This is a genomic window from Dyella sp. AtDHG13, from assembly GCF_003201105.1.
GTDB lineage: Bacteria > Pseudomonadota > Gammaproteobacteria > Xanthomonadales > Rhodanobacteraceae > Dyella > Dyella jiangningensis_B.
The window spans coordinates 1-26,332 of sequence record NZ_QICJ01000009.1; the positions used below are offsets into that span (position 1 = coordinate 1).

Sequence of the window (26,332 nt, forward strand, 5' to 3'; positions counted from 1 at the left end):
GATCAAGGAACCCTTGCCAACCCATCACCGAGCGATAAGCTCGCAACCTTGGACTCTACGAAATAGGTTTTGGCCCTAAGCCCGGGGGCAGGTCACTTCAATGCACATGCGCGACGGCGACGAAACCTGCGCGCAGGCTTCCAGGCGCAACGTGCGGCATCGATCACCGCGAGCGCCTAAAATGAGGCCCATGCACAAGCCTGCCGATTTGCCCGTTTCAACGCTGTCCGCGCAACTGACGTCGCCGGGATACGCCTTTGTGGAAGGCGAACAGATGCGCCCCCTGCTCACCTCGCTGGGCGAGCTGACGGACTGGACGGACTTCGCGGAGAGCTGGAACCACCTGGGGCCCGACCCTTACCTGGCCGCGAAAGGCCGCTTCCGCCGCCGTCGCCACGGCACGTTTTCCGCCACTGCCGATGGCCCAGTGCTGCCCGAGCCGCATCAGGCCCACTTCCAGAGCCTGCAGTACAACGCCTTGCAGGGCGATATCGAGCGCTGGTTCGAGCCCATTGCCGCGCCCATTGCCCACGGCGACACGCTGCGCACCATCCTTCGCTTCTGTCACCACCTGTTCGGCCAGACCGCGCCCGCCACGCGCCGCTGGCATATCGAGGTGCATCAATTCCGCATCGAGGCCACCGCCAATGCCGCGGGCGAACCGACGCCCGAAGGCAGCCATCGCGATGGCGTGGATTACGTGCTGGTGCTGCTCGTCAATCGCCAGAACATCGCCAGCGGCACCACTACCATCCACACGCCCGACGGCAAACTGCTTGGCGACTTCACGCTGACGCATCCGCTGGATGCCGCGCTGGTCTACGACCATAGCGTCTACCACGGCGTAACGCCGGTAAGCCCGCTCGACGCGGATCAACCCGCCTTCCGCGATGTGCTGGTGGTGACGTTCAAGGCGGCATCGCCATCGGAATGAGGGATGCCTTGCCGCTCCACAGCGGCAAGTTGCACGCAACGCGTCACGTCTACAGCACACCCATGCCGCCGCGCTCGCGGTTGCGCCGTTCGCGTGCCATATCGAACTCCACCTGCAACACCATTCAGTACAGCACGCTGGTGCGGAATACGGCGGCGAAACGCGTGGCGCATTCGGTGTCGATGGGTTCGCCATGGATGATGCGTCGCACCCGGCTCAACGGCAGGCCGGTGCGGCGGGCGAGTTCCGCCGTGGTCATGGCGGCGGGCTGCATGTAGTCGTCGCGCAGCACGTCGCCGGGCGAGCGAACGCGCGCTGAAGCGCTCAGCTGAATGTTCGATTTGACTGTCATGGTGGATTTCCTGTCAGGCACAGGGAAACGCCGACGCGGGGTTCGCGTCGTTGCATGTAAGGGATGCCTTAGCCCCGCCCGTGATCGCCCCGAGGTGTGGCACATCGACCCGTGAACCGATGCGCCACGGGAACGATCAACGGACGGGTTTAAGCGGTTACGGCACGCCGAGGGGATGGCGTGCCGGCGGACAGCTCGACGCTGTGCACGGCAATATCGAGCGCCGCCGACACTTCACGCGTCAGCGACCCGACGATGGGCTCGCCCGGCAAGCCCCACGGAATCACCGCCCATTCTCGTTGCTCCAGGCGATCACGCAAATACGTGAGCACCGCGAGTGCGGTGGTGTGCGGGTCATACGAAGGTGGCGAAACAAACCCGTTCGGGTCGTGCGGTGAAGGCGTTTGGCTGCCGTCGGAGGGTGAAGACGGACGTGGCCCTGCCTTATGATCGCGGTTAGCCATGATCAACTCTCGCTAAGTTGGCTATGGTTAGCGGGTCGTCGGTGGTGCAAACACCGGCGACTCGCGACACACGGCATCACTGCCGTGGTCACCCGCGCAGCCCCGAAGAAGACAAGACAGACGGCGCGGGTGACATAAACAGAGTACGCCTGCCGCCCAAAACAGGCACGTCGGGCGAGGGCTCGACAAGCCCACGGCGAACGCCTACGCCACGTCCGCGTAGCCCGGATGGAATCCGGGGTCACCTAGCGAACACCTTTATCAGAGTCCATGCGCCGGCGCTCCGGCATTCCCGGATTCCGCTGCGCTCCATCCGGGCTACTAGTTCACGTAGCCCGGATGAAATCCGGGATCAACCCGCGATCACCTTCGCCAGAATCCACGCGTTGGCGCTGCCGCATCCCCGGATTCCGCTGCGCTCCATCCGGGCTACTAGCTCACGTAGCCCGGATGAAATCCGGGAGCACCCCGCGAATACCTTCACCAGCCCTCCGACGGCGCCCGCCTCGATCTGGTTGCAAATTACCATGCTCGACGAAGTCCGCCACGGGTCGAAGCCGCCCTCTTTTCAGCCTACTTTTTCCAAATCTGATCTCGTATTCGCAAGCCGGGCTGCAGCCTCGCCTTCGAGCAGGAAATCCAGCACAGTGTGCGCGTACAGGTCCGGGTGTTCCACATTGGGCAGGTGCACAGCCTGCATCATCACCAGGCGCGCGCCCGGCACGGTCGATGCGATGTACTCGCCGTGGCTTGCCAGGGTGACGGTATCGTTTATTCCCGCGATCACCAGCGTGGGGCGGTTGATGAGGGCGATGGTTCTACGCATGTCGCTGTCGCGCACTGCCGCGTAGTTGCCTGCCAGGCCCTGGGGAGTGGTGGAAAGCAGCATGTCGCGGAACGGCTCGACCGCCGGTTGCCTTGATTCGAGCATGGAAGCGGGAAACCAGTTGGCGAGGAACGCCTCCGCCACGGCGGCCATGTCGGGCGACGTATGCAAGGCGGCAATGCGTGCGTCGAACTCGCTGGCGGGTCCCAGTTGGGCAGACGTATTGCTCAGGATCAGTTTGTCGACGCGCTCGGGCGCATGGATGCCGAGCCATTGGCCCACGAAGCCGCCAAGCGACAGGCCGAGGAAATGCGCGCGCTCAATACCTAGCGCATCGAGCAACTCGATGACGTCGCGGCCCAGCCGGTCCATTGAATAGGCCCCTGCGGGCGCATCCGACTTGCCGTGTCCGCGACCGTCGTAGCGCAGCACGCGGAAGTGCGGGATCAGCGCGGCGATCTGTCCATCCCACATATGCATCGTCGTGCCAATGGAGTTGGACAGGACGAGCACGGGCTTGTTGGCGTCGCCGTCCAGGCGATAGGCCAGGCGGCAGCCGTCGCCGGTGGTGATGAAGTTTGTGTCGCTCATGGCGCTCTGCTCCTTGGGTTTGGGCCGGGCTGATGCCCGGTTCGAGGAGAGATGCTAGGCGCCGCCCGCCCATCAAAAAATTACAAAGTTTCTACCAACTACGTAAGTATTTTGGACATGAGCCCTTTCACCCTCCACGACCTTCAATGCTTCGACGCCGTGGTCAAGGCAGGCGGCTTTCAAGCCGCAGCCCAGGTCATGAACCGCACGCACCCTGCCGTCTTCGCCGCCGTCGCCAAGCTCGAACGGCAGTTGGGTTTCATGCTGTTGGAGCGCGGTGGCTACCGCGTGCAACTCACGCCCGCGGGCCAGTCGTTCCATCGCCGCGCGCAAGCGCTTTTGCGCGAACTGGAAAGCCTGCACGCCCACACGGCGCAACTGGCCATGGGCAAGGAAAGCGAGCTGCGCGTGGTGATCGGCGACATGTGTCCGGTGCCGCAAACGCTGCGCTTGCTGAGCGGCTTTTTCGCGCAGCACCCGAGCACGCGACTGCATCTCCACTTTGAAGCCGTCACGGGCCCGTGGGAGCGCCTGTTCAACGACGAAGCCGATCTGATCTTCCACCACGTCGACAAGCACGATGCACGCATCGAATGGCTGGACCTGTGCCCGGTGCAGTTCATCCCGGTAGCGGCGCCGGGATTCCTGCCGTTTCGCGTCACTCGCTCGATACGGCGCGAGCAATTGCGCGAGCTCACGCAATGCATCATGCGCGATACGGCGCAAAGCTCGGAATCGCGCGACTACTTCGTGGTGGATGGCGCGCCGCAATGCACGGTCGCGGACCAGCTCATGAAGAAGGAAGTGATCCTGTGCGGCATGGCCTGGGGACACCTGCCCCGCTTCCTGGTCGAACAGGAACTGCGCGATGGCCGCCTGATATCGCTCACAGGCAAGTACCTGACGGGCAGCGTGGAAGACCTGGTGGCGGCCCGCCGTCATGACCGCCCGCACGGGCCGGTGGCGAACCAGCTATGGCAACTCATCCAGGAACAGGCGGCGCAATGGCGAACGTCGCCGGCGCCGTAGCGGGCAATCTCGCCAACTTCAGGGCCGATGTGGACACGCCGGCCCTGCCTCGCATCACATCGAGGCCAATGTCGCTTCACTCTTGAAAAGAAGCATTGACGAGGCGCCGCCAGGTTGGCGAGACTACGCACGCATCGTCACATCGATGCCTAACCATCGCGCAAGCAGGCTATGCGCAGTCGTAACCGAGGGGTGCTGCGATGGACTCGATCCGCCACGCTCGGTTTCGATCTATCAGACAAGGGCGCCCTCCATTGATGGAGGTTTTGCCATGCCCGGTTCGATCACTCACCGCCTTGCCCTCGCTACGTCCTCGATGATTCCGGATATCCATCCGGATGACGCCCATCTGGCGGCTTCACTGCGGCGCCTTGGCATCGAGCCCGTTGCCTGCGTCTGGAACGACCCCAGCGTCGACTGGTCACGTTACGACGCCGTGCTGATGCGCTCGACCTGGGACTATTTCAAGCACTACGCCGCCTTCGCCGATTGGCTGGAGAGGCTCCCTGTTCCGACGATCAACCCCAAAGCGGTATTGCGATGGAACAGCAACAAGCGCTACCTCCCCGAACTCGCTGCGCGGGACGTCCCCATCATTCCCACATCCATCGCACGGGGAACGGAGGTGCAACAGGTGTTGGTCGAAGCGCCAGGCCGCGAGGTCGTCATCAAGCCGACGATCAGCGGCACCGCCTGGCATACGGCGCGCGGAATCGCCGGTGATCCGACCTTTGACCAGGCAGTAAAGCAGTTGCCAAAGGAATTTGAGTATTTGATTCAGCCATTCGTGCGGGAAATCGTCAGCGATGGCGAATTGTCCCTGATGTTCTTCGACGGCGAATACAGCCACGCCGTGATAAAGCGGCCTGCATCCGGGGACTACCGCGTGCAGTCCGAATTCGGAGGCACCGCCGAGCGCTTCGAACCCGACGCCGCGCTTATCGCAAGCGCTCAACGCGCGCTCTCAGCCACCGCCGAACTCGGCCACGCCGATGTGGCCTACGCGCGCGTCGACGGCGTGATGTCCGAAGGAAGATTCCTGTTGATGGAGCTGGAACTGATCGAACCCTTCCTTCACCTCGGCAGCACGCCGGAAGCGGCAGAGCGCTTTGCGCGTAACTTGCAAAGGCGATTGGCACGTCCAGGGTCTTGAGTGCCTGCGCTGTTGTCGTTGCTAGAGAACCCACCCCTCGCGATACTCGCGCCGCAGAAACGCGTTGGCCTCCGGCATATTGGTGATGCGCATGTTCTCCGCGTCGTACTCGATCCTGCCACCAGCGCGAAGGGATACGATGCCCAGCAGCATCACTTCCGTCAGCCGTGCGGCATACGAGAATGGCGATGACGCTTCCGCTTTCCCTTTGCAGGCATCGACCCAGTTCATCTCGTGCGAGGTCTTGATGCGCGCAAAGGCCTGGGGAGGCGTGCCCACCGAATCGTGCAGGGATTGAGGCAACAGGCGCGGGTTCTTGCCGTAGGTTTCGTGGATCAGCTTGCCCTTATCGCCAACGTAGAGGACACCACCGTCCTTGCTCATCTCCCCCGCCCCCAACGCTTGCAGACCCGGGGGCAGCAAGGCGCCGTCATACCAGGTGAGCTTCACCGGTGGTTTGCTGCCGCGTGCGGGGAAGTCGTAGTACGTCATGGTCGCCATGGGGTACGACGCACCGTTGAATGGCGTCGACACGGTTTCCACGGAGGTCGGGAAGCCCAGGTCCAGTGACCAGAACGGGGAATCGATCAGGTGCGCGCCCATATCGCCAATGGCGCCTACGCCCCAATCCACCCAGCCGCGCCAGTTGAACGGGTGATACACCGGGTGGTAGTCGACGACGGGGCCGGGGCCAAGGAAGAGATCCCATGCCAGCCCTTCCGGCTTCGGATAATTGCCGACCATGGCATTGGCGAGCCGATCCATCACGGCACCCTCGTTCCAGTTCGCGTCGTCCGGTCGCGGCCTGGCTTGCGGACGTGGAATGCCCTGCGGCCAGTAAGCGAGCGGACGGTTCGTCCAGACGTGAACCTCGCGCACGTCGCCAATCGCTCCCGCCGCGATGTACTCGTTGATCAACCGGGCATCGTCGCTCGAATGCCCCTGGTTGCCCATCTGCGTGACGAGCTTGGGATTGTCCTTAGCCTTTCTGGACAGCTCGCGAGCTTCGTAGATGGACCACGTGAGCGGCTTCTGCAGATACACGTGCTTGCCATGACTCATCGCCGCGCTGGCCATCACTGCATGCAGGTGGTCCGGTGTTGCGATGACTACCGCGTCGATGTCCTTCTGCTGTTCGAGCATCCGGCGGTAGTCGGTATAACGCTTGGAGTTGAACTTGCCGGAAAGCAGCTTGGTCTGCTCGATCTCGTCCTGCAGTCTCTGCCGTTCTTTCGCGGTCTGGGCCTTGTCCAGGCGTGCCTGCGCTTTTCCGAGGCCATCGACCATCCCCTGAAAGGACTTGTCCGTATAGCCCCAATCCACGTCGCACAACGCGACGATGTTCTCGCCGGCCAGGGCCCGCATGTTGTGCATGCCCATGCCGCCCACGCCGATGCCGGCTATGTTCAAACGATCGCTGGGTGGCGTATGGCCAGGCCCGCCCAGAACGTGACGGGGCACGATCATCAGTCCGGTTGCTGCGATAGCCGTGCCCGCGAGGAATTCGCGGCGTGAGATCTTCCCGCTCGCCCCGACATCTGCGGAGGTTTCTCCGGCGCCGTGGCTCTTCGTTTCTTTCGCGACTTTCGATTCGTCCATCATGGGCGTTGCAACCCTCGGCTGGCTATCGGTATCCGAAGCGAAGCATTCTGGCTGCAATGTGATCAGGGGATCAAGGCGGGCCGCGTCGCACGTCGCGAGCATCGATTGGCGCGGAGGACTCCATTGGGCAGGTCTTCGCTATCTGCAGCGGAAAGCCGCCAGCAGCCGTAAGGACAGCGAGTGCAACAGATGGGAAGTAGCTTCACCGTAAATGACTTGACCGAATCGCCCTGCACATGGGTCCGCCTAGAATCGGAAGCTGATCTTCCCTGTTACACGCTTAGTCTTCTGAGTGATCGTAAACGTCCAGGCCGAGTTCAATGCCTCTTTCGCCCAAAGCGAGCAGATGGGCAGGCGACAGGGAGACTCCGTTATTGCTGGAATTCATGAATAACCCGACGAATAGGTTGATTCGGCACGTCTCCCTGACAGCCGCCCAGGCAGCCATGTCATCCGTCAGCACTCCAAGAAGCTCATCGATCTGCCCTGCCAAATCCTCGGGCTCGGCGCGCTGAACTTGCAGGCGCCACATGCCAGTACGTGCGATGCGCACCGTCCCGGTCGGCCTGACCGACGATCCGCTCGCCCTTGCGCTCAGAAGCGATTGCTTCGCAGCCGAGCAACCGAGAGACATCTTCGGGAACGAGAGAGTCACCAAAGATGCGGAGAGTCGCTTGTGAATATCCGAATGGCCCCATACCCTCTCCCAGTCTTCAGTAGCTAGTCCCATTGGACATCTGCCATGTCTGCCATGGGTTGCGGATTCAGCCGATCGCAGCAGCACATTGAAAACTGCGCGAGCGACGGCGTTGCTGCCCCCCCGCTCCATCATGACATGGCGCCCGCCAGCCTGGCGCAAGCGACCGAAGATCCGCGCCAACCCAACAAGGACAGCGGACCAGCCAACCGCTCTGTCCCCCCACCAAACCCGAAAACGCTTTCTCAACTTCCCCCCACCCGCGCCGATAAAACGGAAGCGCGGAGTCGTCGGCTCCGAATTCCGGAGCGGCTATGTTGGTTCTTGTGGGTGCGGCGGTGGTCGTGGCGTGCGTGCTGGGCGGCTTTGTGCTGTCGCACGGGCAGATTCTCGCCTTGTGGCAGCCGTACGAGTTGCTGATCATCGCGGGCGGCGCACTGGGGGCGTTTCTGTCGGCAAATCCGCCGAAGGTGGTGAAGGCGGCGCTGGCCGATGCCGTGGGCCTGCTGAAAGGGCCCAAGTACAAGAAGCAGGATTACGTCGACCTGCTCTCCATGCTCTATGACCTGTTCGGCGTGATCCGCAAGGAAGGCCTGCTCGGCGTGGAAGAACACATCGAGGATCCGCAATCGAGCTCGCTGTTTTCCGCGTATCCACGCCTGCTTCGCGAGCATCACTTGATCGAGTTCACCACGGACTGTCTGCGTCTGATGGTGGGCGGCAGCATGAATCCGCACGAGCTGGAGCAGTTGCTGGATGTGGAACTGGAAACGCATCACCACGAGGCGCTCGCGCCGGCGCTGGCGGTGACGAAGATGGCCGACGCCCTGCCCGGCTTCGGCATCGTGGCGGCGGTGCTTGGCATTGTCACGACCATGTCGCAGCTGGACGGCGACACCTCGCGTATCGGCATGCATATCGCCGGCGCGCTGGTCGGCACCTTTCTCGGCATCCTGCTTTGCTATGGCTTTATCGGCCCGCTGGGCGCCGCCATGGAAAATCGCGTGCAGGAAGAAGGCAAGGCGTTCGAGTGCGTGAAGATCGCCCTGCTCGCCAGCCTGCGCGGCTACAACCCCAAGGTGTCGGTGGAATTCGCGCGCAAGGCGCTGGCCTCGCATTCGCGCCCGCGCTTTCAGGATCTGGAAGAACACCTGAAGGCGCCGCGCGCGAAGGCGGCGACGTGAGCGAGCAAGGCGACCTTCCGCCCATCATCATTCGCCGCGTCAGGCCCAGGAGGCACGGCCACCACGGCGGTGCCTGGAAGGTGGCGTATGCGGACTTCGTCACCGCGATGATGGCTTTCTTCCTCGTCATGTGGCTGATCGGCGCGGGCACGCGCCAGCAGCGCGCGGCCATCTCCGAATATTTCAAGAACCCCAGCATGTCGCCGGGTACGGCCACCATGGCGCCGCCAGGCGCGATGGGACCCGGCGGCGCGAGCAACAGCATGATCAAGATGGGCGGCGCGATGGACATGCCGCACGGCCCGGGTCGCGACACGAAGGGCGCCGCGGCGGCCCGTGTCGATCCGAAGGACATCGAGAAGGAAGCGCGCAAGCAGGAGCGCGCGCGGCTGGAAGAGTTGATGCAGCAACTGCAGGCGGCGATCCAGAGCAGCCAGGCGCTGGCGCCGTTCAAGGATCAGCTGTTGCTGGACATCACGCCCGAAGGCCTGCGCATCCAGATCGTGGACAAGCAGAACCGCCCCATGTTCGACCTGGGCCGCGCGCAGCTGCGGCCATACACCACGGCGATCCTGCAGGAGCTGGCCGGGTTCATCAATCGCGTGCCCAACCGCATCAGCCTCTCGGGCCACACGGACGACGCGCCGTACAGCAGCGATCACCAGTACGGCAATTGGGAGCTGTCGGCCGACCGCGCCAACGCGGCACGCCGCGCCCTGCTTTCCGGCGGCCTGGCCGAAGACAAGATTGCGCGCGTGGTGGGCCTGGCCGCTTCGGTGCCGTTCGACCGCAGCAAGCCGGGCGATCCGGTCAACCGGCGCATCAGCATCATCGTGATGAACAAACAGGCGGAAGCCGCCTCGATAACGCAGGAAGCGGACCCTGCGGATAACTCCACCGCCGCCGCGCCATTGCCCGCGGTGGCGCACATTGTGGCGGCCACGCCGGCCGCCGTCGCCGTGAGCGCCATCGCGCCGGCCGAGGAACCTGCACCCGAGGCCGCGCGCCCGAACTCCCCTTGAAGCGACGCCCTCGGCGATGGATGCGGTGCTGACCTAGAATGCGAACTCACGCGCCACAGGCCGATGGTCGGCGCCTTGCCTTGGGTGATCCGCATGTCTGACGAACCATCGGTGCTGCTTTTTTCCTACGGCACGCTGCAGCTCGAGCGTGTGCAGCTGGAATCCTTCGGCCGCCTGCTCGACGGCGAGGACGACGCCATGCAGGGCTACCGCCAGCTGCTGGTGGAAATCACCGACCCCGACGTACTGCGCAAGAGCGGGCAGAAGTTCCACCCCATCGTGGTTCCAAGCGACGACGCGCATGACGAAGTTGCCGGCAAGGTGTTTCGCATCACGCCGGACGAACTGGCCGCGGCGGACGGTTATGAAGTGGCCGACTACAAGCGCGTTGCCGTGCGGCTGCGCTCCGGGCGCCAAGCCTGGGCATACGTGCAGGCCTGAGCCTTCACTCTCGCGTAAGGCATCGAAGGCGGCTTGTTGCCGATTCTGCATATTCCCCGGCCGAATCCGGGCATCAGGCCGCACGCGAGCTACCTAGACTGCTTTCCAAGGGCGGCGCGAACGCGTCGTCCGTGCTCATCACGAGCATGACAGGGGAAAAGCTATGCATGCCGCTCGCTGGACACAGCGGAGCCCTGGCGCCACCGTGGCGCCGGCCGCCGAACTCCGCACACCCAAGATCGACCGCCTGGATCTGCTCGCGCGCATGATGGTGCTGCGCGACGACTGTGTTGCGCAGGCATTGTCGCCAGCGTCCGATGCCGGGGCGCTCTCGTTCGAGGGCGATCGGCTGGACGAGGCCGAGCAACTGGGCCGCCAATGGGCGATCACCGATCCCGTCGACGGCGGCCGATTGGCAGCCACCCTGCTCAGCGGCCTGAGCGCTGCGGCAGAGCGCTTCGAGGATGGATATGCCGATGCCGTGCGCCACGACCACGCCCGTGCGTCGCTCCGCACACACGCAACGCGTGGACGGCTCAGCGCCTATATGCCTGCGGGCGGCCATTGCGACGCCTGCCGCGCCCACGTGGCGGTGCTGCTAGGCGACCTCGCGACCGACGAACCCGCGGTGGCCTGCCCTTGCTGCGGGCACCCCTGGAGCCGCTGACGGTTCGCGTCAACCAACGGCCAACCCGCCTGAGCGGAGGCACCATGGGCTTTGTTCTACTCAAGCGCGAAATACACATCGAGCGCCCGGCCGGCGACGAAGCGGGCCGCTCCATCTGGTATCTGGACGAACCGATCACCCACGAAGGCCAGGCTGCCAGTTATCTCGTGCAGTACATCGACTATGGCTATGAAGGCCTGTTCCTTTCCGCCGATGGCGAGGTGCTGCTCTCCGAGCAACCGCTGTGGGAGAACACCGCCGGGGAGGAAACGGAACGCCCCGACTGGCTGGACGCGTTCCAGGAAACTCAGCGCCGCAGCCGCTGACCATCGACACGCGCACCCAGCCGGGCAAGCGCGTGTTCCAGCGCATCGAGATCGTTCTTCTCGTCGTCATGGAAGATGGCATGCATGCCGAGCGCACGCGCTATTGCCACATTGGCTTCGCTGTTGTCGATGAAGATGCATTCGTCGGCGGACACGTGAGCGCGCGACATGGCATGCAGGAAAATATCGGCGCCCTGCTTGCTGCTGCCCACATCGGCCGAGACAACGATGGGATCGAACAAGGCGTCCAGGCCTTGATGAGCGCGCAGATGCTGCATGCGATCGCCCGCGTTGTCCGTGATGATTCCCAGTGCGTGGTGAGCCCGCAACGCACGGGCCAGTGAAACCATGCCCGCGTTGACGGGCGTGCTTTCGAAGGCTTCGAACAGCAGGCCGATATCCAGTGGCGTACCCAAGGCTGCGCACACGGCGGGCCAGATATCCGCATGTGTCGCCTTGCCCGTCATCAGGGCACCGATATGAGGGTGAAACGCGGCCTGAAGCGCGGGTATCGCGATGCCACTGACATCGCTCAAGTATCGAAACGTGGTCTGCGAACCGCTCTTGTCGGTGGTGAGCACGCCGTCGTAGTCGAAGAAAATCGTCCTGATCATCCCTGCTTCCTGCATACATTCATCGTGAAACATACCGTAGCCCGGATGGAGCGCAGCGGAATCCGGGATGCTCTTGTCGGCGTGTCCGGTGAATTCGGGCGTGGCGCACTCCCGGATTCCGCTGCGCTCCATCCGGGCTACGGCTGGGCGGATGGTGGGCTTTAGCGCGCCTCGACGTGCAGCAGCCTCGCCCGGCTGACGTTGCCGCGGGCACGCGCGTGGAACTTCCAGGTCTGGCCCGGCTTGAGGTCGTGCACCTGGTCGGTGGCGCTGCCGATGGCGCGGCCCTTGGCATCGAACAGTCGGAAGCTGACTTTGGCCGTGTGCACGGGCTTGTGGCCGACATTGGTGAGCGTGCCCACCACCTTGTTGCGGCCGGGCGTCACGTCGCGCTCGACGCGGTACGAGCCCACCCTGACGCTGCCTTTTGCGGGCGTGCCGGCCCATGCGGCGGAGCACGCCAGACCCAAACCCAACAACAGCACCTGCACGGTCGAACGGAGATTCATCGTGTACTTCAAGACGAAATGGAGCGTAGGAAAAGGACTGCATAGCTTAGCCGTGTCCTGGCCCTCCGTATGCCACGCCCGTCACTCCCAGCGATGGGCGTTCGTGGGGAACCCCGGGCGCTGCACCCGCACCACGCAGAACCGATGGCCGGAGGGCGCCTGCATCACCACCCAGCGCTCCAGGCGTTTCACTACCTGCGCGCCCAGCTTTTCCAGCCGGGCGACTTCGGCGGGGATGTCGTCGGCTTCTATGTCCAGGTGAACGCGGCTTTCGTGCTCCACCCGCTGCAGTTGGACGATGGGCTCGCCGTCCGGTGTGGCCAGCATGCGGTAGTTGCCGCGCGTGCCGGGGTGCTCGCTGTCCACGGGCCGCCCCAGGGCCTGCGCCCAGAAGTGTGCGGCTTCGTCGATATCGGGCACGTTGCAGTCGATGAGCAAGGCGCAGAGGCGGGAGTGATGCATGGTGGTTTCCTTCGTGAGGGGCGCGCGGCGCGCTTCGGGCGAAGGTACGCCTTTGTTCGTGGCGGTGGCAGTGTCCAGGCGTTGCGGGGAAACCTCACCGTCATCCCCGCGCAGGCGGGAGGCGCTTTATCAACAGCCGAATGGCTGGTCATCCAGCGTCTTTCGCTCTTAACCAAGTGCCTCAAAGGCACTGGATCCCCGCCTGCGCGGGGATGACGGTGAGGGAGATTCACGCAGCGCTGTTGTGAAGTGTTATGGCACTAAACAGCCATGGAAACACGAAGTGCTTCAGTTCTTCCCGTCCTTCGCTATGCTGCGATCAACGTGACCGCGCCATCGGCGCTTCCGGAGGATCCCGCATGACCTCTGTCCGCTTGACCGACCTCGCCCATGGCGGCGGTTGTGGCTGCAAGCTCGCACCTTCCGTGCTGCAGCAGTTGCTGGCCGACAAGCCGGCGGCCGCGCCGTTCGCGCAGTTGCTGGTGGGCACGGAAGCCAGCGACGACGCCGCGGTGTGGCAGGTGGATGACAGGACCTGCGTCATCGCCACCACCGATTTCTTCATGCCGGTGGTGGACGATCCCTTCGACTTCGGGCGCATCGCCGCAGCGAACGCGCTGTCCGATGTCTATGCCATGGGCGGCAAGCCGATCATGGCGCTGGCGATACTCGGCATGCCGCTCGGCAAGATCGACGTGGAGACGGTGCGCGCGATTCTCGCCGGCGGCGAGGCGGCCTGCGCGCAGGCGGGCATTCCCGTGGCGGGCGGACATTCCATCGACTCGGCCGAACCGATCTACGGCCTCGCCGCCATCGGTCTTTGCGCGCCGGCCGACGTGCGCCGCAACGGCGGAGCGCAGGTGGGCGACGCCATCATCCTGACCAAGGGGCTGGGCGTGGGCATCTATTCGGCGGCCTTCAAGAAGCGGGCGCTGCCGCCCGATGCCTATGCGGAGATGATCGCCTCGACCACGCAGCTCAACAGCGTCGGTCACGCGCTGGCGAAGGACGCAGACGTGCACGCCATCACCGACGTCACCGGCTTCGGCCTCCTGGGGCACGGGCTGGAAATGGCGCGCGCCAGCGGCGTGCGGTTGCGCATCGAACAGGCGCGCCTGCCCTTCTTCACGCAGGCGGCCGCGTTGGCGCAGGCGGGCTACATCACGGGCGCGTCCCATCGCAACTGGAACAGCTACGGTGAGGGCGTCACCCTGCCCGCCAGCCTGCCGGACTGGCAGCGTGCGCTGCTGACCGACCCGCAGACCTCGGGCGGCCTGCTGGTCGCCTGCAAGGCGGAGCGTGCGCAGGCGCTGCTGGCGATGATCGAAGATGCGGGCTATGCGCGTGCGCGCATCATCGGCACCGCCGTGGCGGGCGCGCCGGGCATCGATATCGTGTAGACGCGCCGCTCAAAGTGGCGGAAGAGAATGGGAGTCGAACCCACCCGAGGCAGTCTGGGCTGCCTCACCCGGATTTGAAGTCCGGACGCCCCACCGGGGACGATGCTCTTCCATACGTGGAGGTTACCGCAGGCGCGGGCTCGTACAAGTCCAGGTAGCCCGGCTGGATCCTGCGCAGGGTGCCGCGGTTGAGCGTCACGCCCTGCCGGTCGAAATATTCCAGTATCTGGATCGCCACCTTCCGGCCGTTGTCCAGCCGGTCGCGGAACTGCGCGGCGGTGAAGCGGCCGTCCGGCGCCTGCGCGGCGGTTTCCGCGGCGATCAACACCATCTCGTGCATGGTGTTGCGCAGGAAGAAATGATCGTGCGCGACTTCATCGACCTGCCCCAGCCGCGCGGCAAACGCCATCAGCTGACGGATTTCCTGCTCCGGACGCGCCAGCTCGCCGGCGATATCGCGCACGCGTGGCGGGCGAAAGCGGACGTCGCCGCCCAGCAGCGGCGCGATGCGCTGCCACAGCGCCTCGCGGTCGGGCGGCCACTGCATGGCGTGGCTGGCGAGGCGCACGAACGCGCCATCGCGAACCACGCGGCCTGCAAGGTCCGCATGCTGCAGCGCCTGCGCAAACGCAGCGGACGGCAGGCGCGGTTGCGACGCCAGCCGCAGCTTTTCCCGGCTCACACCCTGCAGGTCGGGATGCGCCGCGTGAAAAGCCTCCAGGAATCCGGTGAGGCTGGCGACGAAGGCCTGCCACTGCGCCGCGCTCAGGGCGATGCGCTGCTCGCCCGTGTCGAAAACCATCGGCGCCAGCGCGGCCCCGGCGTTGTCGAGCGTGTTTTGCGACAGGGCGCGGTCGCGCGCGAAGGCGAGCAGATCCCAAGCGAATGGCGGCGCGTCGAGCAGGCCGGCCAGCGCTTTCTGCGCATCCTCGATGGCGAGCGCCGCACGCACGGCGGTTCGCCCTGCCGTGCGTCGCTGGCGCGACGGTGGGCGCAAATCCAGAAACCGGCCGCCACCGATGGTGCGTTGCGCGGACACATCGCGCAGCACGAAGCGGTCGAGCGCGGCGGCAGCGATGGGCCGATCCAGCACCAGCTGCACGTCAGCGCCCTGCCCGGGCGCGAGCGACGCGCCTTGCAGCAGCACGATGCGAACACCGACCTCGGCCGAACCATGATGCATGCGTGCAGGAAACCACTGGCCGATCGGCTTGGGCTCGGTGGGCAGCAGATGCATGTACGCGTCGATGCGATCCGTCGGCAGATGCAGGAACGGATCGACCACCATGTCGCCGCGATGGATGGCGTCCTTGGCGATACCCTCGCCGCTCAGGTTGAGCGCGCAGCGGTCGCCCGCGCGGCCGCGTTGCTCCGGGCGGTTCTGCGCATGCAGGGAACGCACGCGCGCGGCGAGCCCCGAAGGGCTCAGCGTGACCTGATCCTTCACCTGCACGCTGCCGGACAACACCGTGCCCGTCACCACCACGCCGATGCCCGGCAGGGTGAATACGCGATCGACCGCCAGGCGGAAGCGGCCATCATCGGCGCGCGCCCCCAGCTGACGCGCCTCGGCGGCGAGCCGGTCGCGCAAGGCGTCGATGCCGGCGTCGGTGCTGGAAGACACCGGCAGGATGTCCGCGCCGTCGAGCACGGTGCCCGCGGTGGCCTCGCGGATCTGCGCCGTGATGTGCTCGATCCGCTCGGGCGTCGCCAGGTCGGCCTTGGTGAGCGCGATCAGTCCACGCCGCACGCCCAGCAGATCGAGAATGGCCAGATGCTCTAGCGTTTGCGGCATCACGCCGTCGTCGGCGGCCACCACCAGCAAGGCGAGATCAATGCCGCTGGCGCCGGCCACCATGGTGTGCACGAAGCGTTCATGGCCGGGCACGTCGATAAAGCCGAGCACGGAGCCGTCGTCCAGCGGCAGATAGGCAAAGCCGAGGTCGATGGTGATGCCGCGGGCTTTTTCTTCCTTGAGGCGATCGGCATCGACGCCGGTCAGTGCCTTGACCAGCGACGTCTTGCCGTGGTCGATATGACCCGCCGTACCGACGATCATGGAAGCTGCGCGAGCGTGGCGGCGAACATCGCTTCGTCGGCGTCGTCCAGGCAGCGCAGATCCAGTTGCAGGGCGCCGTCGGCGATGCGTCCGATGACGGGACGCGGCAGCGCACGCAGCGCGGCGGCCAGCTGTTCCAGCGCGCTCTGGCTGCCGCGCGCGCGAATGAACAGCGCGGCACTGGCGAGCGTATCCAGCGGCAGCGCACCGGAGCCGATCTGGCTGCGGCATTCACCCACCTCGACCGCGAAGGCATCGCCCAGCCGCGCAGCCACCATGGGTTGCAGGCGATGCGCCTGCGCTTCGATATCCGCCTTGTCGCGTGCAAGAAAACGCAGCGTGGGCAGGCGCTGCGCAAGGCGATCCGGATCGCGGTAGAGCTTGAGCGTCGCTTCGATGGCGGCAAGCCGCAGCTTGTCCACGCGCAGTGCGCGCTTGAGCGGATTGCGGTTGACCTGCTCGATCAGCGCGCGAGCGCCCACGATGAAACCTGCCTGCGGGCCGCCGAGCAGTTTGTCGCCGGAGAACGTGACCAGGCGCGCGCCCTCTTCCACCGCGTCGCGCACGGTAGGTTCGCGCGCCAGTCCGTGGCGCGAGAGATCGACCAGGCTACCGGAGCCCAGGTCGTTCAACAGCGGCACGCCGGCGGCATCCGCGATGGCAGCGAGGTCGCGCGCGCCGACCTCGGCGGTGAAGCCCTGGATGCGGTAGTTGGAGGTGTGCACCTTGAGCACGATGCCGGTGTGCGGGTTGAACGCCTGGCGATAGTCGGCGGCGTGCGTGCGGTTGGTCGTGCCCACTTCGACCATGCGCGCACCGGCACGCGCCATGATGTCGGGCATGCGGAAGGCGCCGCCGATCTCGATCAGCTCGCCGCGCGACACCACCGCCTCGCGTCCCAGCGCAAACGTGTTCAGGCACAGCAACACGGCGGCGGCGTTGTTGTTGACCACGGTGGCGTCTTCGGCGCCGGTCAGCTCGCGCAGCAAGGCGCGTACATGGTCGTCGCGCTCGCCGCGCGTGCCGTCGTCCAGGTCGTACTCCAGCGCCACGGCGTGGCGCATGGCGTCCGTCGCCGCCGCAATCGCGGCTTCTGCTAGCACAGCGCGGCCAAGGTTGGTGTGCAGCACGACGCCGGTCAGGTTGAACAAGGGACGCAGGCCGCCGGCGGGCGCATCCAGCCGCTGACCGGCGCGCTGCGCCAGTTCATCCGCGCTCGGGGGCATGGCGGGCGTGTCGCGCAGGGCCTGACGCGCTTCGTCGATGACCTGCCGGATGGTGTCCGTGGTGGCGACCCGCCCGTGGCGCTCCAGCAGCGCGGCGGCTTCGGCCGTGGACAGCACCGTGGCCACCGCGGGAAGCTGGCGCAGGAGGGAGACCTCGGAGTCGGTCATGACGCAGGTCCTGGGACATCGCCGCACACGGGAGGCCTATGCTGCGTTGCCGGGCGCGCGGGGGTCAAGATTGGCCCGGCGATGACTTCGGCTTAATGCGCCGGCATGCACCATGCCTGCGCGGCTTTGCCGTCACCTGCCCCGACGCAGCGCATCCGGCCTGCGGCACACGGTGGGCAACATCGTGCCCTGTCAGGGCCGCCAACGTTGTGCCAAGGGGAAAACATGTCCGCCACCTTGCCGACCGCGCGCTCCTGGCGCTTGCTCGTGTTCGTGCTGCTGGCCGTCGCCGGCCTGCTCTATGTGAAATGGATGCCGTACTACCACCGCGCGTTCGTCGCGGCGAGCCAGCATGCCATCGGCCATTCCATCCTGGTGGGCGACGCGGCGAGCGCGCCCGCGCCTTCGTGGAACGCCGCGCTCGGTTACGCGCTGGCGTATGGCAAGGCCATCTGGCAGGCCATGGTGCTGGGCCTGCTGCTGGGCTCGGGCATCCAGGCGCTGCTGCCGACGGACTGGGTACAGCGGGTGCTGGGCCGCCGCGGCTTCGGCAGCGTGCTCGCCGGCGGCCTGCTGGCCGTGCCGGGCATGATGTGCACCTGCTGCGCCGCGCCGGTGGTGGTGGGCCTGCGCGAACACCGCGCCTCGCCGGGCGCGGCGGTGGCGTTCTGGCTGGGCAATACCGTGCTGAATCCCGCCACCCTGGTGTTCACCGGTTTCGTGCTGGGCTGGCACTGGACGGCGCTGCGCGTGCTGCTGGGTGTGCCCATGGTGTTCGGGTTGGGCCACATGGCCAACCGCATGGCAGGGCCGGGTGAGCTGGCGCCCACGGACGCATGGGTGGCGAGCGAAGCAGAGCCGCGCTCCGTGATTGACGTGTTCCGCCGCTGGGCGCAGATCTTCGGCAGGATGGCCCTGCGGCTGATTCCCGAATACGTGGTGATCGTGCTGTTGCTGGGCGCGGTGCGCGCGTGGATGTTTCCGCACGTGGACCCGGCGATCGGCGACCAGTGGTTCTGGATCGTGGCGCTGGCGCTGGCCGGCACGCTGTTCGTGATTCCCACCGCGGGCGAGGTGCCCATCGTGCAGGCGATGCTGGCGTTGGGGCTGGGCGGTGGCCCGGCCGCCGCACTGCTGCTGACCCTGCCGCCGGTGAGCCTGCCGTCGCTGGCGATGCTGGGGCGCTCGTTTCCGTGGCGGGTGCTGGTGGCGCTGGCGTTGGCGGTGGTGGGGTTTGGGGTGCTTGGTGGGTGGCTTGCCGTGTTGCTCGGGTTGCGTTGAGGGCGCCTCAGTATTTCGTGCTCTTGCTCGTCATTCCCGCTTTCGCGGGAATGACGGTGTCTTTGAGGCTCCCCGCAATCGTGTCGCGAGACGTCCCGTTATTCCTCCACCACCTCACTCTCCCCCACCAACAGCAGCGGATTGGGCGCATGCCGCGCATAACCCGCCTCGGCGACCAGCATGTCCAGCCCCAGCGAGGCGAGGTCGTCCGCATACGGGTCGAGCTGCGTGTCTTTCAGTTGGTAGAGCAGCTTGGCGTAGGTGTGGCAGTCATCGCAGGTTTCCGCCTGCACGGCGCCGGTATCGCCTTCGATGCTGCGCAGGGACAGGTGGCGCGTGCCGCCGCAGGTGATGCACACCGCGCGCACGTGGTTCCACGCGGTGGAGCACAGCGAGCAGTACAGGTAGCGCGTGCCCGGCGTGATGCCGGTGGCGGTGATCACGCCGGCGACGGAAGGCGAGCCGCAGCATGGGCACAGCGCGCGTTCTTCCAGCAGGCGCAGATGGTCGACGTTCAATCGCGCCGCCGATCCGGTGAAGTAGACCTGCAGCGCGGCGGCGACGAACACGGCCGCGGCCGTGTCCTCGGCGCTCAATCCGCCACGCAGGAAGCGGTCGGCCAGCTTCTCCAGCGCGGCGGTGTCGCTGCCGCGCAATTGCCGCATGGCATCCTGCGTGGCGGGCGGCAATTCGCTTGCGTCCATGTGATCGAGCAGCAGGCCCAGGCCTTCGCGCCAGGAGGCATCGCGGTGATGCCCGTCCGCCGCCAGCGGCGGCAGGCGCGCTTCCACCACCCCCGCCACCACGTCGTCGCCCAGCACGGCGGCGGGCGCGCGCGTGGTGGCAACAACATGCTGCGCCTGCGCCAGTGCGGCCATGAAACGTAGCCACGGCTCCAGCGGATGCCCCTTGGACAGCTGCTCCAGTCGTTTTGCCGTGACGGCGAAACGGCGGGAAGGATCAGCGAGCAGGATGGGATCGGGCGCCTTGACGCCGGCATGCGCCGGGCCGGTCCATTTGCCTTCGGGCGGCGTGCCGGCTTGCCTCATGGGCGCTTCCTGATGATGTCCTTGCCGTGCTCGCCGGCGGCTATCTCACGCAGCCACGCGCGGTGATGCCGCCACGCCCAGCCCGGTGTCACGTAGCCCTGCGTCATGGCACGCACCGAGTCGCGCACCCAGATCGCCGCGTATACGTGAACCACCCACACGATGATCGCCGCAATGGCCGCCAGGCTGTGGATCAGCACCGCCGCGCGCTGCACCGGCATCGAGGTGGCCTCGCCGAAATACACCTCCCAGATCACCAGGCCGGTGAAGAACAGCACGGGGATCAGCAAGGTCATCGACCAGAACACGAACTTCTGGCCGGCGTTGTTGCGGCCCACCGGCGGCACGCGTTCCTCGTCGTTTTCCACGACGTCCTTGATGGATTTCATCCACTCGACGTCGCTCTTCTGCACGAGGTTCTCCCGCCAGAACTGCACGATCAGGCCGAGATAGCTCAGCATCAGCAGGCAGCCGATCCACGGGTGCACCGCGCGCATCCACTGCCCGCCGCCGAATAGGCCCGACAGCCAGAACATCAGCGGATGGAACATCGCCAGCCCCGACAGGGTCAGCAGCACGAAGCAGATGGCGGTGATCCAGTGGTTGATGCGGTTCACCCGGGTGTAACGGATGATCACGGTCCTGGAGCTGCTCATAGCGTCTTCTCCGCGTCGTCGAGCACGCGCTCGCCGGCTGCCTCGTCTTCCTCGGTGACCTCGTTCGGACCCTCGGTGATCCAGTGGAAGAAGCCGGCCAGTGCCGCCAGCGCCACGCCGAACAGCGCGATGGGCTTGATGATGCCCTTCCACGCCGTCACCATCGGGCTGATCCGCGGATTGTCGGGCAGGCCCGAATACAGCGAAGGCTTGTCCGCGTGATGCAGCACGTACATCACGTGGGTACCGCCGACTTCCTGCGGGTCGTACAGGCCGGCCTTTTCGAAACCGCGCGACTTCAGGTCGACGATGCGCTCCTGCGCCCAGTCCTTCATGTCGGTCTTGGAGCCGAACATGATCGCGCCGGTCGGGCAGGCCTTGACGCAGGCGGGCTCCAGCCCGACCGACACGCGGTCGGAGCACAGCGTGCATTTGTACGACTTGTGGTCCTTCTTGCTGATGCGCGGGATGTCGAACGGGCAACCCTTCACGCAGTAGCCGCAGCCGATGCATTTGTCGCTGATGAAATCGACGATGCCGTTGGCGTACTGCACGATGGCGCCCGGCGCCGGGCAGGCCTTCAGGCAACCCGGATCCTCGCAGTGCATGCAGCCGTCCTTGCGGATCAGCCATTCCAGGTTGCCCTGCTCGTTCTCGTACTCGGCGAACTTCATCAGGGTCCACACGTCGGGACTCAGGTCGTCCGGGTTCTGGTACGAGCCTTCGAAATGGCCGATGTCCTGGCGCAGGTCGTTCCACTCCATGCACGCCGACTGGCAGGCCTTGCAGCCGATGCAGCGGGTGACGTCGATGAGCTTGGCCACCTGGTCTTCGTGGTTGCGCGCCTGCGGCGGCGTCATTGTCGATGCGGAGCGGCGTACGTAGTCTTGCGATTGAAGGTCGGACATGGCGGCTTCCTCAGGCGGCGACCGGTGCGCTGGTCTTTTCGACGTTGACGAGGAACGCCTTGAACTCCGGCGTCTGTGTGTTGGCGTCGCCGACGGATGGCGTCAGCGTGTTCGCGCCGTAACCCTTCCTGGCCTGACCGGTGAAGCCCCAGTGGATGGGCACGCCGATCACGTGGGTGGGCTTGCCGTCCACCTGCATGGGCTTGATGCGCTTGGTCACATAGGCCTTGCATATCACTTCGCCGCGCTTGGACGACACCTTCACCCAGCCGCCCTGCTCGATGCCCTTCTCCTTCGCCAGCACCTCGCCGATCTCGATGAACTCCTCCGGCTGCAGGATGGCGTTGATCAGCGCGTGCTTGGTCCAGTAGTGGAAGTGCTCGGTGAGGCGATACGTGGTGGCCACGTACGGGAACTGTTTTGGACTGCCAAACGCCGCGCGGTCGTCGGCGAACACGCGGGCCACGGGGTTGGAGCTCACCTTGGGATGCAGCACGTTCTCCACCGGCGATTCCAGCGGCTCGTAGTGCTCGGGGAACGGACCGTCGCCCATCTGGTCGCGGGCGAACAATCGCCCCATGCCTTCGGCGTTCATGATGAACGGGCCGACGCCGTCGGAAGGCTTCACCGTGGGACCGTAGTCGGGCACGTCGATGCCCACCCAGCGCGCGCCGTTCCAGGAAATGATCGGCTTGGCCGGGTTCCACGGCTTGCCGTCCGGGTCTGCGCTGGCGCGGTTGTAGAGAATGCGCCGGTTGGCCGGCCAGGCCCACGCCCAGTTGGGTGCGATGCCCTGCTCGCGCGGGTCGGTGGCGTCGCGGCGCGCCATCTGGTTGCCCTTCTCGGTAAAGCAGCCCGAGAAGATCCAGCAACCGGACGCGGTGGTACCGTCGTCGCGCAATTGCGCAAAGCCATCCAGCAGCGTGCCGGCCTTGGTCGTCACCGTGTTGGTGGCCGGATCGGTCAGATCGGCCAGTGCGCGGCCGTTCATTTCCTTGGCCAACTCTTCCGGATCGGGACTGATCGGGTCGGTGTACTTCCACGTCACGTTGAGCAGCGGATCGGGGAAGGCGCCGCCTTCCTTGCGATACAGCTCGCGCAGGCGATGGAAGATGCCGCTCATGATCCAGATGTCGGACTTGGCGATGCCCGGACCTTCGGCTGCTTTCCAATGCCACTGCAGCCAGCGCGCGGAGTTGACCAGCGAGCCGTTCTCTTCCGCAAAGCAGGTGGTGGGCAGCTGGAACACTTCGGTCTGGATGTCCGCCGAATGCGCCGGGTTCTGCGGACCGAAGTCCTGCCAGAAGCGCGAGGTTTCCGTGTCCAGCGGATCCATCGTGACGAGGAACTTCAGCTTGCTCAGGCCGCGCCGGATCTTGCCGCGATCAGGGAAGGCCTGCAGCGGGTTGAAGCCCTGGCAGATGTAGCCCGTCATCTGCCCGTTGTTCATCATCTCGAACGCCTTGATGATGTCGTACAGCGGGATGTCGAGCTTGGGCAGCCAGTCGTAGGCCCAGTCGTTTTCCTGCTTGGCGGCATCGCCGTACATCGCCTTCTGGAAACTCACGAAGAACTTGCGGTAGTTCTGCCAGTAGCTGGTCTGCCCCGGACGCAGCGGCTTGTACTGCTTGGTCTTCATGTAGACGTCGAGGCTGGTTTCCTTGTCGTTGGGCAGGTTCATGTAGCCCGGCATGAGGTTGGAAAGCAGCCCGACGTCGGTGAGCCCCTGGATGTTGGAGTGCCCGCGCAGCGCGTTCATGCCGCCGCCCGCCACGCCGATGTTGCCCAGCAGCAGCTGCACCATCGCCATGGTGCGGATGTTCTGCGCGCCCACCGAGTGCTGCGTCCAGCCCAGCGCGAACAGGCTGGTCATGGCCTTGTCCGGCGCGGCGGTGCTGGCGAACAGCTCGCACACGTGCAGGAACTTGTCCTGCGGTGTGCCGCAGATGCGCGACACCATCTCCGGCGTATAACGCGACACGTGCTGCTTGAGCAGGTTGATCACGCAGCGCGGGTTCTGCCAGGTGTCGTCCGACTTGGCATACCCCTGCTCGTCCAGCTCGTAGTCCCAGCTGGATTTGTCGTAGGTGTGGGTTTCCTCGTTGTAGCCGCTGAACAGGCCGTCCTTGAAGTCGAACCCATCCTTCACGATCAGGCCGGCGTTGGTGTACGCACGCACGTATTCGTGCTGGATCGCGTCCTTTTCCAGCAGGTAGCGGATCACGCCGTTGAGGAAGGCGATGTCGGTGCCCGGGCGGATGGGCGCGTAGTAATCGGCCACGGAAGCCGTGCGCGTGAAGCGCGGATCGACCACGACGAGCTTGGCGCCGTTTTCGATCTTCGCCTCGATCACCCATTTGAAGCCGCACGGATGCGCCTCGGCGGCATTGCCACCCATGACGACGACGACGTTGGCGTTCTTGATGTCCTGCCAGGTGTTGGTCATCGCACCGCGACCGAATGATGGGGCCAGACTGGCCACCGTCGGTCCGTGTCAGACACGCGCCTGGTTGTCGAACACCACCATGCCGAGGGAGCGCACCACCTTCCACGTGAGGTAGGAGGTTTCACTGGACGACGCCGAGGCCGCCAGCATGCCGACGCTGGTCCAGCGATTGACCGTGGTGCCGGCGGCGTTCTTGGCGATGAAGTTCTTGTCGCGGTCGTCCTTCATCAGGCGCGCGATGCGATCGAGCGCGAAATCCCAGGAGACTTCCTCGAACTCCGTGCCGCCCGGCTTGCGATAGCGCGGCGCCTTCAGGCGCGTGGGCGCATGCACGACGTCGAGCAGCGCCGAGCCCTTGGGGCACAGCGTGCCGCGATTCACCGGGTGATCCGGATCGCCTTCGATATGGATGATGTTGGAGAGCGCATTCTTGGCGCGGTCACCCATGCTGTAGATCAGGATGCCGCAGGCCACCGAACAGTACGTGCAGGTGTTGCGTGTTTCGGTGGCGTGGGTGAGCTTGAAGGGTCGGACGGCGGCGGCTTGCGCCTCCCCCGCGGCCCCGAAGCCGAGCATGCCGAGGCTCGATGCTGCCAAGCCCAGGCCGGTGAACTTGATGAACTCGCGGCGGGTGAGTGCCATCGCTTGCGCTCCCGGGAAATCTGGCTGAACTTCCGCCCGCTGGATCGGGCAGACGACGTGGCTCGATAAATCTCCGTGAAGACAGCGGGTATGACGCTGCTGTCTGTTCAAAAAGGTAGCACAGATCGCCGAGGCAAAACGGCCACGTTCTTGCGAAGCCCATGACCTGTCCGGGACGGTTCGACGCCACGTTCACGCCGGCTTTCCGAAGCGCCGTTGTCACAATCGGCGGACGACCTTCAGCGTGCGCGCGAGGGCGGCGCCGTGGAGCCGCGCACCACCAGGTCGGCCGACAGCACGCGCTTGCGCGGCGGCACGCCGGCATCGTTCAACAGCTCGATCAGCATGGCCATGGCCTCGCGGCCCAGCGCGTTCTTGGGCTGGGCGACGGTGGTCAGCGCGGGTGTGGTGTAGCGTGCGAAACGGATGTCGTCGAAGCCGACCACGGAGACATCCTCCGGCACGCGCAGGCCGTGCGCGCCGAGCGCGCGCATGGCGCCGATGGCCATCTCGTCATTGGCGCAGAACACGGCGCTGAAGCGTCGCCGCTGCGCCAGCAGCAATTCGATGGCGCGTTCCCCCGCCTCGATGGAAAAGTCGCCCGCCACGCTCAGGCCGGCGTCGAAGGAAAGCTCCGCGCGCTGCAGGGCGAGCCGATAGCCCTGCTCGCGGTCCACGCAGATGGGGCTGGTCGGCGGCCCGCCGACGAAGGCGATGTCGCGATGGCCGAGCATCACCAGGTAATCCACGGCGACGCCGGCCGCGGTGACGTTGTCCACGTAGACGCTGGAGATCTGGGCGTCCTTCACGTACTCGCAGGCGTTGACCACCGGCAGCCGCCCCTGCACGGGAATGGCCGGCACGCGCGGCGACATGGTGATGATGCCGTCGGCCTGCCGCGCCGCCACCATGTCCGCATAGGCCTGCTCGCGCACCAGGCTGCCCTGCGTTTCGCCCAGCAGCACGGAATAGCCGCTCTCGTGCGCCACCTGCTCGATGCCGCGGATCACCTCGGAGAAGAACGGGTTGGCGATGTCCGGTAGCAAGGCCACGATCAGCCGCGTGCGCGCGGTGCGCAGGTTGCGCGCCAGCGCGTTGGGCGTGTAGCCCAGCCGCTTTACCACTTCATGGATGTGCTGACGCGTGGTTTCGCTGACGATCTCCGGCCGCTGCAGGGCGCGCGACACCGTGGCCACGGACACGTTGGCGGCCGCGGCGATTTCCTTGACCGTGCGGCCGCGCGCGGGCGCGGCCTCGGGCGTGGTCGGCTTGCCCTTGCCGCCGGGCCGCTTGCGTCTGGATCCATCCCCGCTCACCGGCTCACGCCTCCCGCTTTGCTGCATTGCTCATGACGATACCACCGGGCCTGAGGCCGACGAGCGCGCGGATAGCGCCGCCCTTCCGGCGACCATGCCCGTGCGCATTGGTGCAACGCAATGTAATGGATTACATGAAATCGTTGCACCGGCATTTATCCATCTGCTACATATTTCGGCCAATTTATAGCAGCAAGCCATCCGGCGTTGTCGCAAACAATCCGGACTCGATGCAGTAACCCAATAACCATGCCGATGTAATCGAATACATTTTCGATTGCACGGCGAGTCGGGAGGGGACATGGCAA

At 65.5% G+C, this 26,332-nt stretch carries 25 protein-coding genes, 1 tRNA gene and 1 riboswitch; of the genes, 10 read left to right on the forward strand and 16 right to left on the reverse strand.

The features are described from left to right. Positions 1-190 precede the first annotated feature (190 nt). Positions 191-934 (forward strand): 2OG-Fe dioxygenase family protein, encoded by a 744-nt coding sequence (locus BDW41_RS15055; protein WP_074549733.1) that lies wholly within the window; start codon positions 191-193, stop codon positions 932-934. Positions 935-1,058: 124 nt separating this feature from the next. On the opposite strand, the gene BDW41_RS15060 is transcribed toward BDW41_RS15055, so the two are convergent. The 3 genes from BDW41_RS15060 to pcaD all read right to left on the reverse strand — a co-directional run bounded on the left by BDW41_RS15060 (position 1,059) and on the right by pcaD (position 3,167). After that, the gene (locus tag BDW41_RS15060; RefSeq protein ID WP_074549735.1) at positions 1,059-1,286 is read right to left on the reverse strand and encodes a helix-turn-helix domain-containing protein; all 228 of its coding nucleotides are present in this window, start codon (positions 1,284-1,286) and stop codon (positions 1,059-1,061) included. Between the two features lie 149 nt (positions 1,287-1,435). Continuing rightward, a complete protein-coding gene (locus tag BDW41_RS23060) occupies positions 1,436-1,750 on the reverse strand; it encodes a hypothetical protein (RefSeq protein ID WP_146217364.1) in 315 nt (104 codons plus the stop codon). A gap of 568 nt (positions 1,751-2,318) precedes the next feature. After that, a complete protein-coding gene (gene pcaD, locus BDW41_RS15065; protein WP_074549737.1) occupies positions 2,319-3,167 on the reverse strand; it encodes a 3-oxoadipate enol-lactonase in 849 nt (282 codons plus the stop codon). 117 nt (positions 3,168-3,284) lie between these two features. Between pcaD and BDW41_RS15070 the strand changes: the two genes are divergently transcribed. Then, complete coding sequence (locus BDW41_RS15070; protein WP_074549739.1) at positions 3,285-4,196, forward strand: LysR family transcriptional regulator; 912 nt, start codon at positions 3,285-3,287, stop codon at positions 4,194-4,196. 181 nt (positions 4,197-4,377) lie between these two features. Further along, a riboswitch (S-adenosyl-L-homocysteine riboswitch) is annotated at positions 4,378-4,453 on the forward strand. A gap of 14 nt (positions 4,454-4,467) precedes the next feature. Then, positions 4,468-5,349: a hypothetical protein gene (locus BDW41_RS15075; RefSeq protein WP_074549741.1), complete on the forward strand. Its 882-nt coding sequence runs from the start codon at positions 4,468-4,470 to the stop codon at positions 5,347-5,349. Between the two features lie 21 nt (positions 5,350-5,370). On the opposite strand, the gene BDW41_RS15080 is transcribed toward BDW41_RS15075, so the two are convergent. Then, positions 5,371-6,951 carry a Gfo/Idh/MocA family oxidoreductase gene (locus BDW41_RS15080; protein WP_199535351.1) on the reverse strand — a complete coding sequence of 527 codons (1,581 nt, stop codon included), beginning with the start codon at positions 6,949-6,951 and terminating at the stop codon, positions 5,371-5,373. A gap of 280 nt (positions 6,952-7,231) precedes the next feature. After that, the gene (locus tag BDW41_RS23745) at positions 7,232-7,483 is read right to left on the reverse strand and encodes a DUF4279 domain-containing protein (RefSeq protein WP_233496888.1); all 252 of its coding nucleotides are present in this window, start codon (positions 7,481-7,483) and stop codon (positions 7,232-7,234) included. A 479-nt stretch (positions 7,484-7,962) separates the two neighbouring features. Between BDW41_RS23745 and motA the strand changes: the two genes are divergently transcribed. The 5 genes from motA (at position 7,963) to BDW41_RS15110 (ending at position 11,288) form a co-directional block, all read left to right on the forward strand. Then, positions 7,963-8,832 carry a flagellar motor stator protein MotA gene (motA, locus tag BDW41_RS15090; RefSeq protein WP_074549744.1) on the forward strand — a complete coding sequence of 290 codons (870 nt, stop codon included), beginning with the start codon at positions 7,963-7,965 and terminating at the stop codon, positions 8,830-8,832. Continuing rightward, positions 8,829-9,854, forward strand: coding sequence for a flagellar motor protein MotB (gene motB / locus BDW41_RS15095; RefSeq protein WP_074549746.1), 1,026 nt, complete (start codon positions 8,829-8,831; stop codon positions 9,852-9,854). The genes motA and motB overlap by 4 nt, the downstream gene beginning before the upstream one ends. 93 nt (positions 9,855-9,947) lie before the next feature. Beyond that, positions 9,948-10,295 (forward strand): gamma-glutamylcyclotransferase family protein, encoded by a 348-nt coding sequence (locus BDW41_RS15100; protein WP_074550054.1) that lies wholly within the window; start codon positions 9,948-9,950, stop codon positions 10,293-10,295. A gap of 163 nt (positions 10,296-10,458) precedes the next feature. Then, positions 10,459-10,962, forward strand: a complete 504-nt coding sequence (locus BDW41_RS15105) for a hypothetical protein (RefSeq protein WP_074549748.1) — start codon at positions 10,459-10,461, stop codon at positions 10,960-10,962. Positions 10,963-11,006: 44 nt separating this feature from the next. Beyond that, positions 11,007-11,288, forward strand: a complete 282-nt coding sequence (locus BDW41_RS15110) for a hypothetical protein (RefSeq protein ID WP_074549751.1) — start codon at positions 11,007-11,009, stop codon at positions 11,286-11,288. Here BDW41_RS15110 and BDW41_RS15115 read toward each other — a convergent pair. The 3 genes from BDW41_RS15115 to BDW41_RS15125 form a co-directional block, all read right to left on the reverse strand. Then, a complete protein-coding gene (locus tag BDW41_RS15115) occupies positions 11,270-12,034 on the reverse strand; it encodes an HAD-IA family hydrolase (RefSeq protein WP_199535352.1) in 765 nt (254 codons plus the stop codon). The two genes, BDW41_RS15110 and BDW41_RS15115, sit on opposite strands and share 19 nt — an antisense overlap. Positions 12,035-12,063: 29 nt before the next feature. Beyond that, positions 12,064-12,411: an FxLYD domain-containing protein gene (locus tag BDW41_RS15120; protein WP_074549755.1), complete on the reverse strand. Its 348-nt coding sequence runs from the start codon at positions 12,409-12,411 to the stop codon at positions 12,064-12,066. Positions 12,412-12,492: 81 nt separating this feature from the next. Continuing rightward, entirely contained in the window at positions 12,493-12,873 is a 381-nt protein-coding gene (locus BDW41_RS15125; RefSeq protein ID WP_074549757.1) for a VOC family protein, read from the reverse strand. Between the two features lie 359 nt (positions 12,874-13,232). Here BDW41_RS15125 and selD point away from each other — a divergent pair, with 359 nt between their 5' ends. After that, positions 13,233-14,273 carry a selenide, water dikinase SelD gene (gene selD / locus BDW41_RS15130; RefSeq protein ID WP_074549759.1) on the forward strand — a complete coding sequence of 347 codons (1,041 nt, stop codon included), beginning with the start codon at positions 13,233-13,235 and terminating at the stop codon, positions 14,271-14,273. Positions 14,274-14,288: 15 nt separating this feature from the next. On the opposite strand, the gene BDW41_RS15135 is transcribed toward selD, so the two are convergent. From BDW41_RS15135 to selA, 3 genes are all read right to left on the reverse strand, one after another. Beyond that, a tRNA-Sec gene (locus BDW41_RS15135) sits at positions 14,289-14,385 on the reverse strand. Then, positions 14,338-16,332 carry a selenocysteine-specific translation elongation factor gene (gene selB / locus BDW41_RS15140; RefSeq protein ID WP_074549761.1) on the reverse strand — a complete coding sequence of 665 codons (1,995 nt, stop codon included), beginning with the start codon at positions 16,330-16,332 and terminating at the stop codon, positions 14,338-14,340. The genes BDW41_RS15135 and selB overlap by 48 nt, the downstream gene beginning before the upstream one ends. Continuing rightward, entirely contained in the window at positions 16,329-17,726 is a 1,398-nt protein-coding gene (selA, locus tag BDW41_RS15145) for an L-seryl-tRNA(Sec) selenium transferase (RefSeq protein WP_074549763.1), read from the reverse strand. The genes selB and selA overlap by 4 nt, the downstream gene beginning before the upstream one ends. A 225-nt stretch (positions 17,727-17,951) precedes the next feature. Here selA and BDW41_RS15150 point away from each other — a divergent pair, with 225 nt between their 5' ends. Then, positions 17,952-19,007, forward strand: coding sequence for a permease (locus BDW41_RS15150; protein ID WP_074549765.1), 1,056 nt, complete (start codon positions 17,952-17,954; stop codon positions 19,005-19,007). Positions 19,008-19,105: 98 nt separating this feature from the next. Here the strand turns inward: BDW41_RS15150 and fdhE are convergent, their stop codons facing one another. The 5 genes from fdhE to BDW41_RS15175 all read right to left on the reverse strand — a co-directional run bounded on the left by fdhE (position 19,106) and on the right by BDW41_RS15175 (position 26,024). Continuing rightward, positions 19,106-20,056, reverse strand: coding sequence for a formate dehydrogenase accessory protein FdhE (fdhE, locus tag BDW41_RS15155; RefSeq protein ID WP_074549767.1), 951 nt, complete (start codon positions 20,054-20,056; stop codon positions 19,106-19,108). Beyond that, positions 20,053-20,712 (reverse strand): formate dehydrogenase subunit gamma, encoded by a 660-nt coding sequence (locus BDW41_RS15160; RefSeq protein WP_074549770.1) that lies wholly within the window; start codon positions 20,710-20,712, stop codon positions 20,053-20,055. Before BDW41_RS15160 ends, fdhE begins: the two co-directional genes overlap by 4 nt. Continuing rightward, complete coding sequence (gene fdxH / locus BDW41_RS15165; RefSeq protein ID WP_074549772.1) at positions 20,709-21,620, reverse strand: formate dehydrogenase subunit beta; 912 nt, start codon at positions 21,618-21,620, stop codon at positions 20,709-20,711. The genes BDW41_RS15160 and fdxH overlap by 4 nt, the downstream gene beginning before the upstream one ends. 10 nt (positions 21,621-21,630) lie before the next feature. After that, positions 21,631-24,708, reverse strand: coding sequence for a formate dehydrogenase-N subunit alpha (gene fdnG, locus BDW41_RS15170; protein WP_083337697.1), 3,078 nt, complete (start codon positions 24,706-24,708; stop codon positions 21,631-21,633). Between the two features lie 239 nt (positions 24,709-24,947). Then, positions 24,948-26,024: a LacI family DNA-binding transcriptional regulator gene (locus tag BDW41_RS15175; protein ID WP_233496891.1), complete on the reverse strand. Its 1,077-nt coding sequence runs from the start codon at positions 26,022-26,024 to the stop codon at positions 24,948-24,950. Between the last annotated feature and the right edge of the window lie 308 nt (positions 26,025-26,332).

What these genes read in the sequence shown, in the direction of transcription:
- BDW41_RS15055 (WP_074549733.1), top strand. Translation starts at nt 191, where the DNA reads ATGCACAAGCCTGCCGATTTGCCCGTTTCAACGCTGTCCGCGCAACTG.
- BDW41_RS15060 (WP_074549735.1), bottom strand. Translation starts at nt 1,286, where the DNA reads ATGACAGTCAAATCGAACATTCAGCTGAGCGCTTCAGCGCGCGTTCGC.
- BDW41_RS23060 (WP_146217364.1), bottom strand. Translation starts at nt 1,750, where the DNA reads ATGGCTAACCGCGATCATAAGGCAGGGCCACGTCCGTCTTCACCCTCC.
- pcaD (WP_074549737.1), bottom strand. Translation starts at nt 3,167, where the DNA reads ATGAGCGACACAAACTTCATCACCACCGGCGACGGCTGCCGCCTGGCC.
- BDW41_RS15070 (WP_074549739.1), top strand. Translation starts at nt 3,285, where the DNA reads ATGAGCCCTTTCACCCTCCACGACCTTCAATGCTTCGACGCCGTGGTC.
- BDW41_RS15075 (WP_074549741.1), top strand. Translation starts at nt 4,468, where the DNA reads ATGCCCGGTTCGATCACTCACCGCCTTGCCCTCGCTACGTCCTCGATG.
- BDW41_RS15080 (WP_199535351.1), bottom strand. Translation starts at nt 6,951, where the DNA reads ATGATGGACGAATCGAAAGTCGCGAAAGAAACGAAGAGCCACGGCGCC.
- BDW41_RS23745 (WP_233496888.1), bottom strand. Translation starts at nt 7,483, where the DNA reads ATGTGGCGCCTGCAAGTTCAGCGCGCCGAGCCCGAGGATTTGGCAGGG.
- motA (WP_074549744.1), top strand. Translation starts at nt 7,963, where the DNA reads ATGTTGGTTCTTGTGGGTGCGGCGGTGGTCGTGGCGTGCGTGCTGGGC.
- BDW41_RS15100 (WP_074550054.1), top strand. Translation starts at nt 9,948, where the DNA reads ATGTCTGACGAACCATCGGTGCTGCTTTTTTCCTACGGCACGCTGCAG.
- BDW41_RS15105 (WP_074549748.1), top strand. Translation starts at nt 10,459, where the DNA reads ATGCATGCCGCTCGCTGGACACAGCGGAGCCCTGGCGCCACCGTGGCG.
- BDW41_RS15110 (WP_074549751.1), top strand. Translation starts at nt 11,007, where the DNA reads ATGGGCTTTGTTCTACTCAAGCGCGAAATACACATCGAGCGCCCGGCC.
- BDW41_RS15115 (WP_199535352.1), bottom strand. Translation starts at nt 12,034, where the DNA reads ATGGAGCGCAGCGGAATCCGGGAGTGCGCCACGCCCGAATTCACCGGA.
- BDW41_RS15120 (WP_074549755.1), bottom strand. Translation starts at nt 12,411, where the DNA reads ATGAATCTCCGTTCGACCGTGCAGGTGCTGTTGTTGGGTTTGGGTCTG.
- BDW41_RS15125 (WP_074549757.1), bottom strand. Translation starts at nt 12,873, where the DNA reads ATGCATCACTCCCGCCTCTGCGCCTTGCTCATCGACTGCAACGTGCCC.
- selD (WP_074549759.1), top strand. Translation starts at nt 13,233, where the DNA reads ATGACCTCTGTCCGCTTGACCGACCTCGCCCATGGCGGCGGTTGTGGC.
- selB (WP_074549761.1), bottom strand. Translation starts at nt 16,332, where the DNA reads ATGATCGTCGGTACGGCGGGTCATATCGACCACGGCAAGACGTCGCTG.
- selA (WP_074549763.1), bottom strand. Translation starts at nt 17,726, where the DNA reads ATGACCGACTCCGAGGTCTCCCTCCTGCGCCAGCTTCCCGCGGTGGCC.
- BDW41_RS15150 (WP_074549765.1), top strand. Translation starts at nt 17,952, where the DNA reads ATGTCCGCCACCTTGCCGACCGCGCGCTCCTGGCGCTTGCTCGTGTTC.
- fdhE (WP_074549767.1), bottom strand. Translation starts at nt 20,056, where the DNA reads ATGAGGCAAGCCGGCACGCCGCCCGAAGGCAAATGGACCGGCCCGGCG.
- BDW41_RS15160 (WP_074549770.1), bottom strand. Translation starts at nt 20,712, where the DNA reads ATGAGCAGCTCCAGGACCGTGATCATCCGTTACACCCGGGTGAACCGC.
- fdxH (WP_074549772.1), bottom strand. Translation starts at nt 21,620, where the DNA reads ATGTCCGACCTTCAATCGCAAGACTACGTACGCCGCTCCGCATCGACA.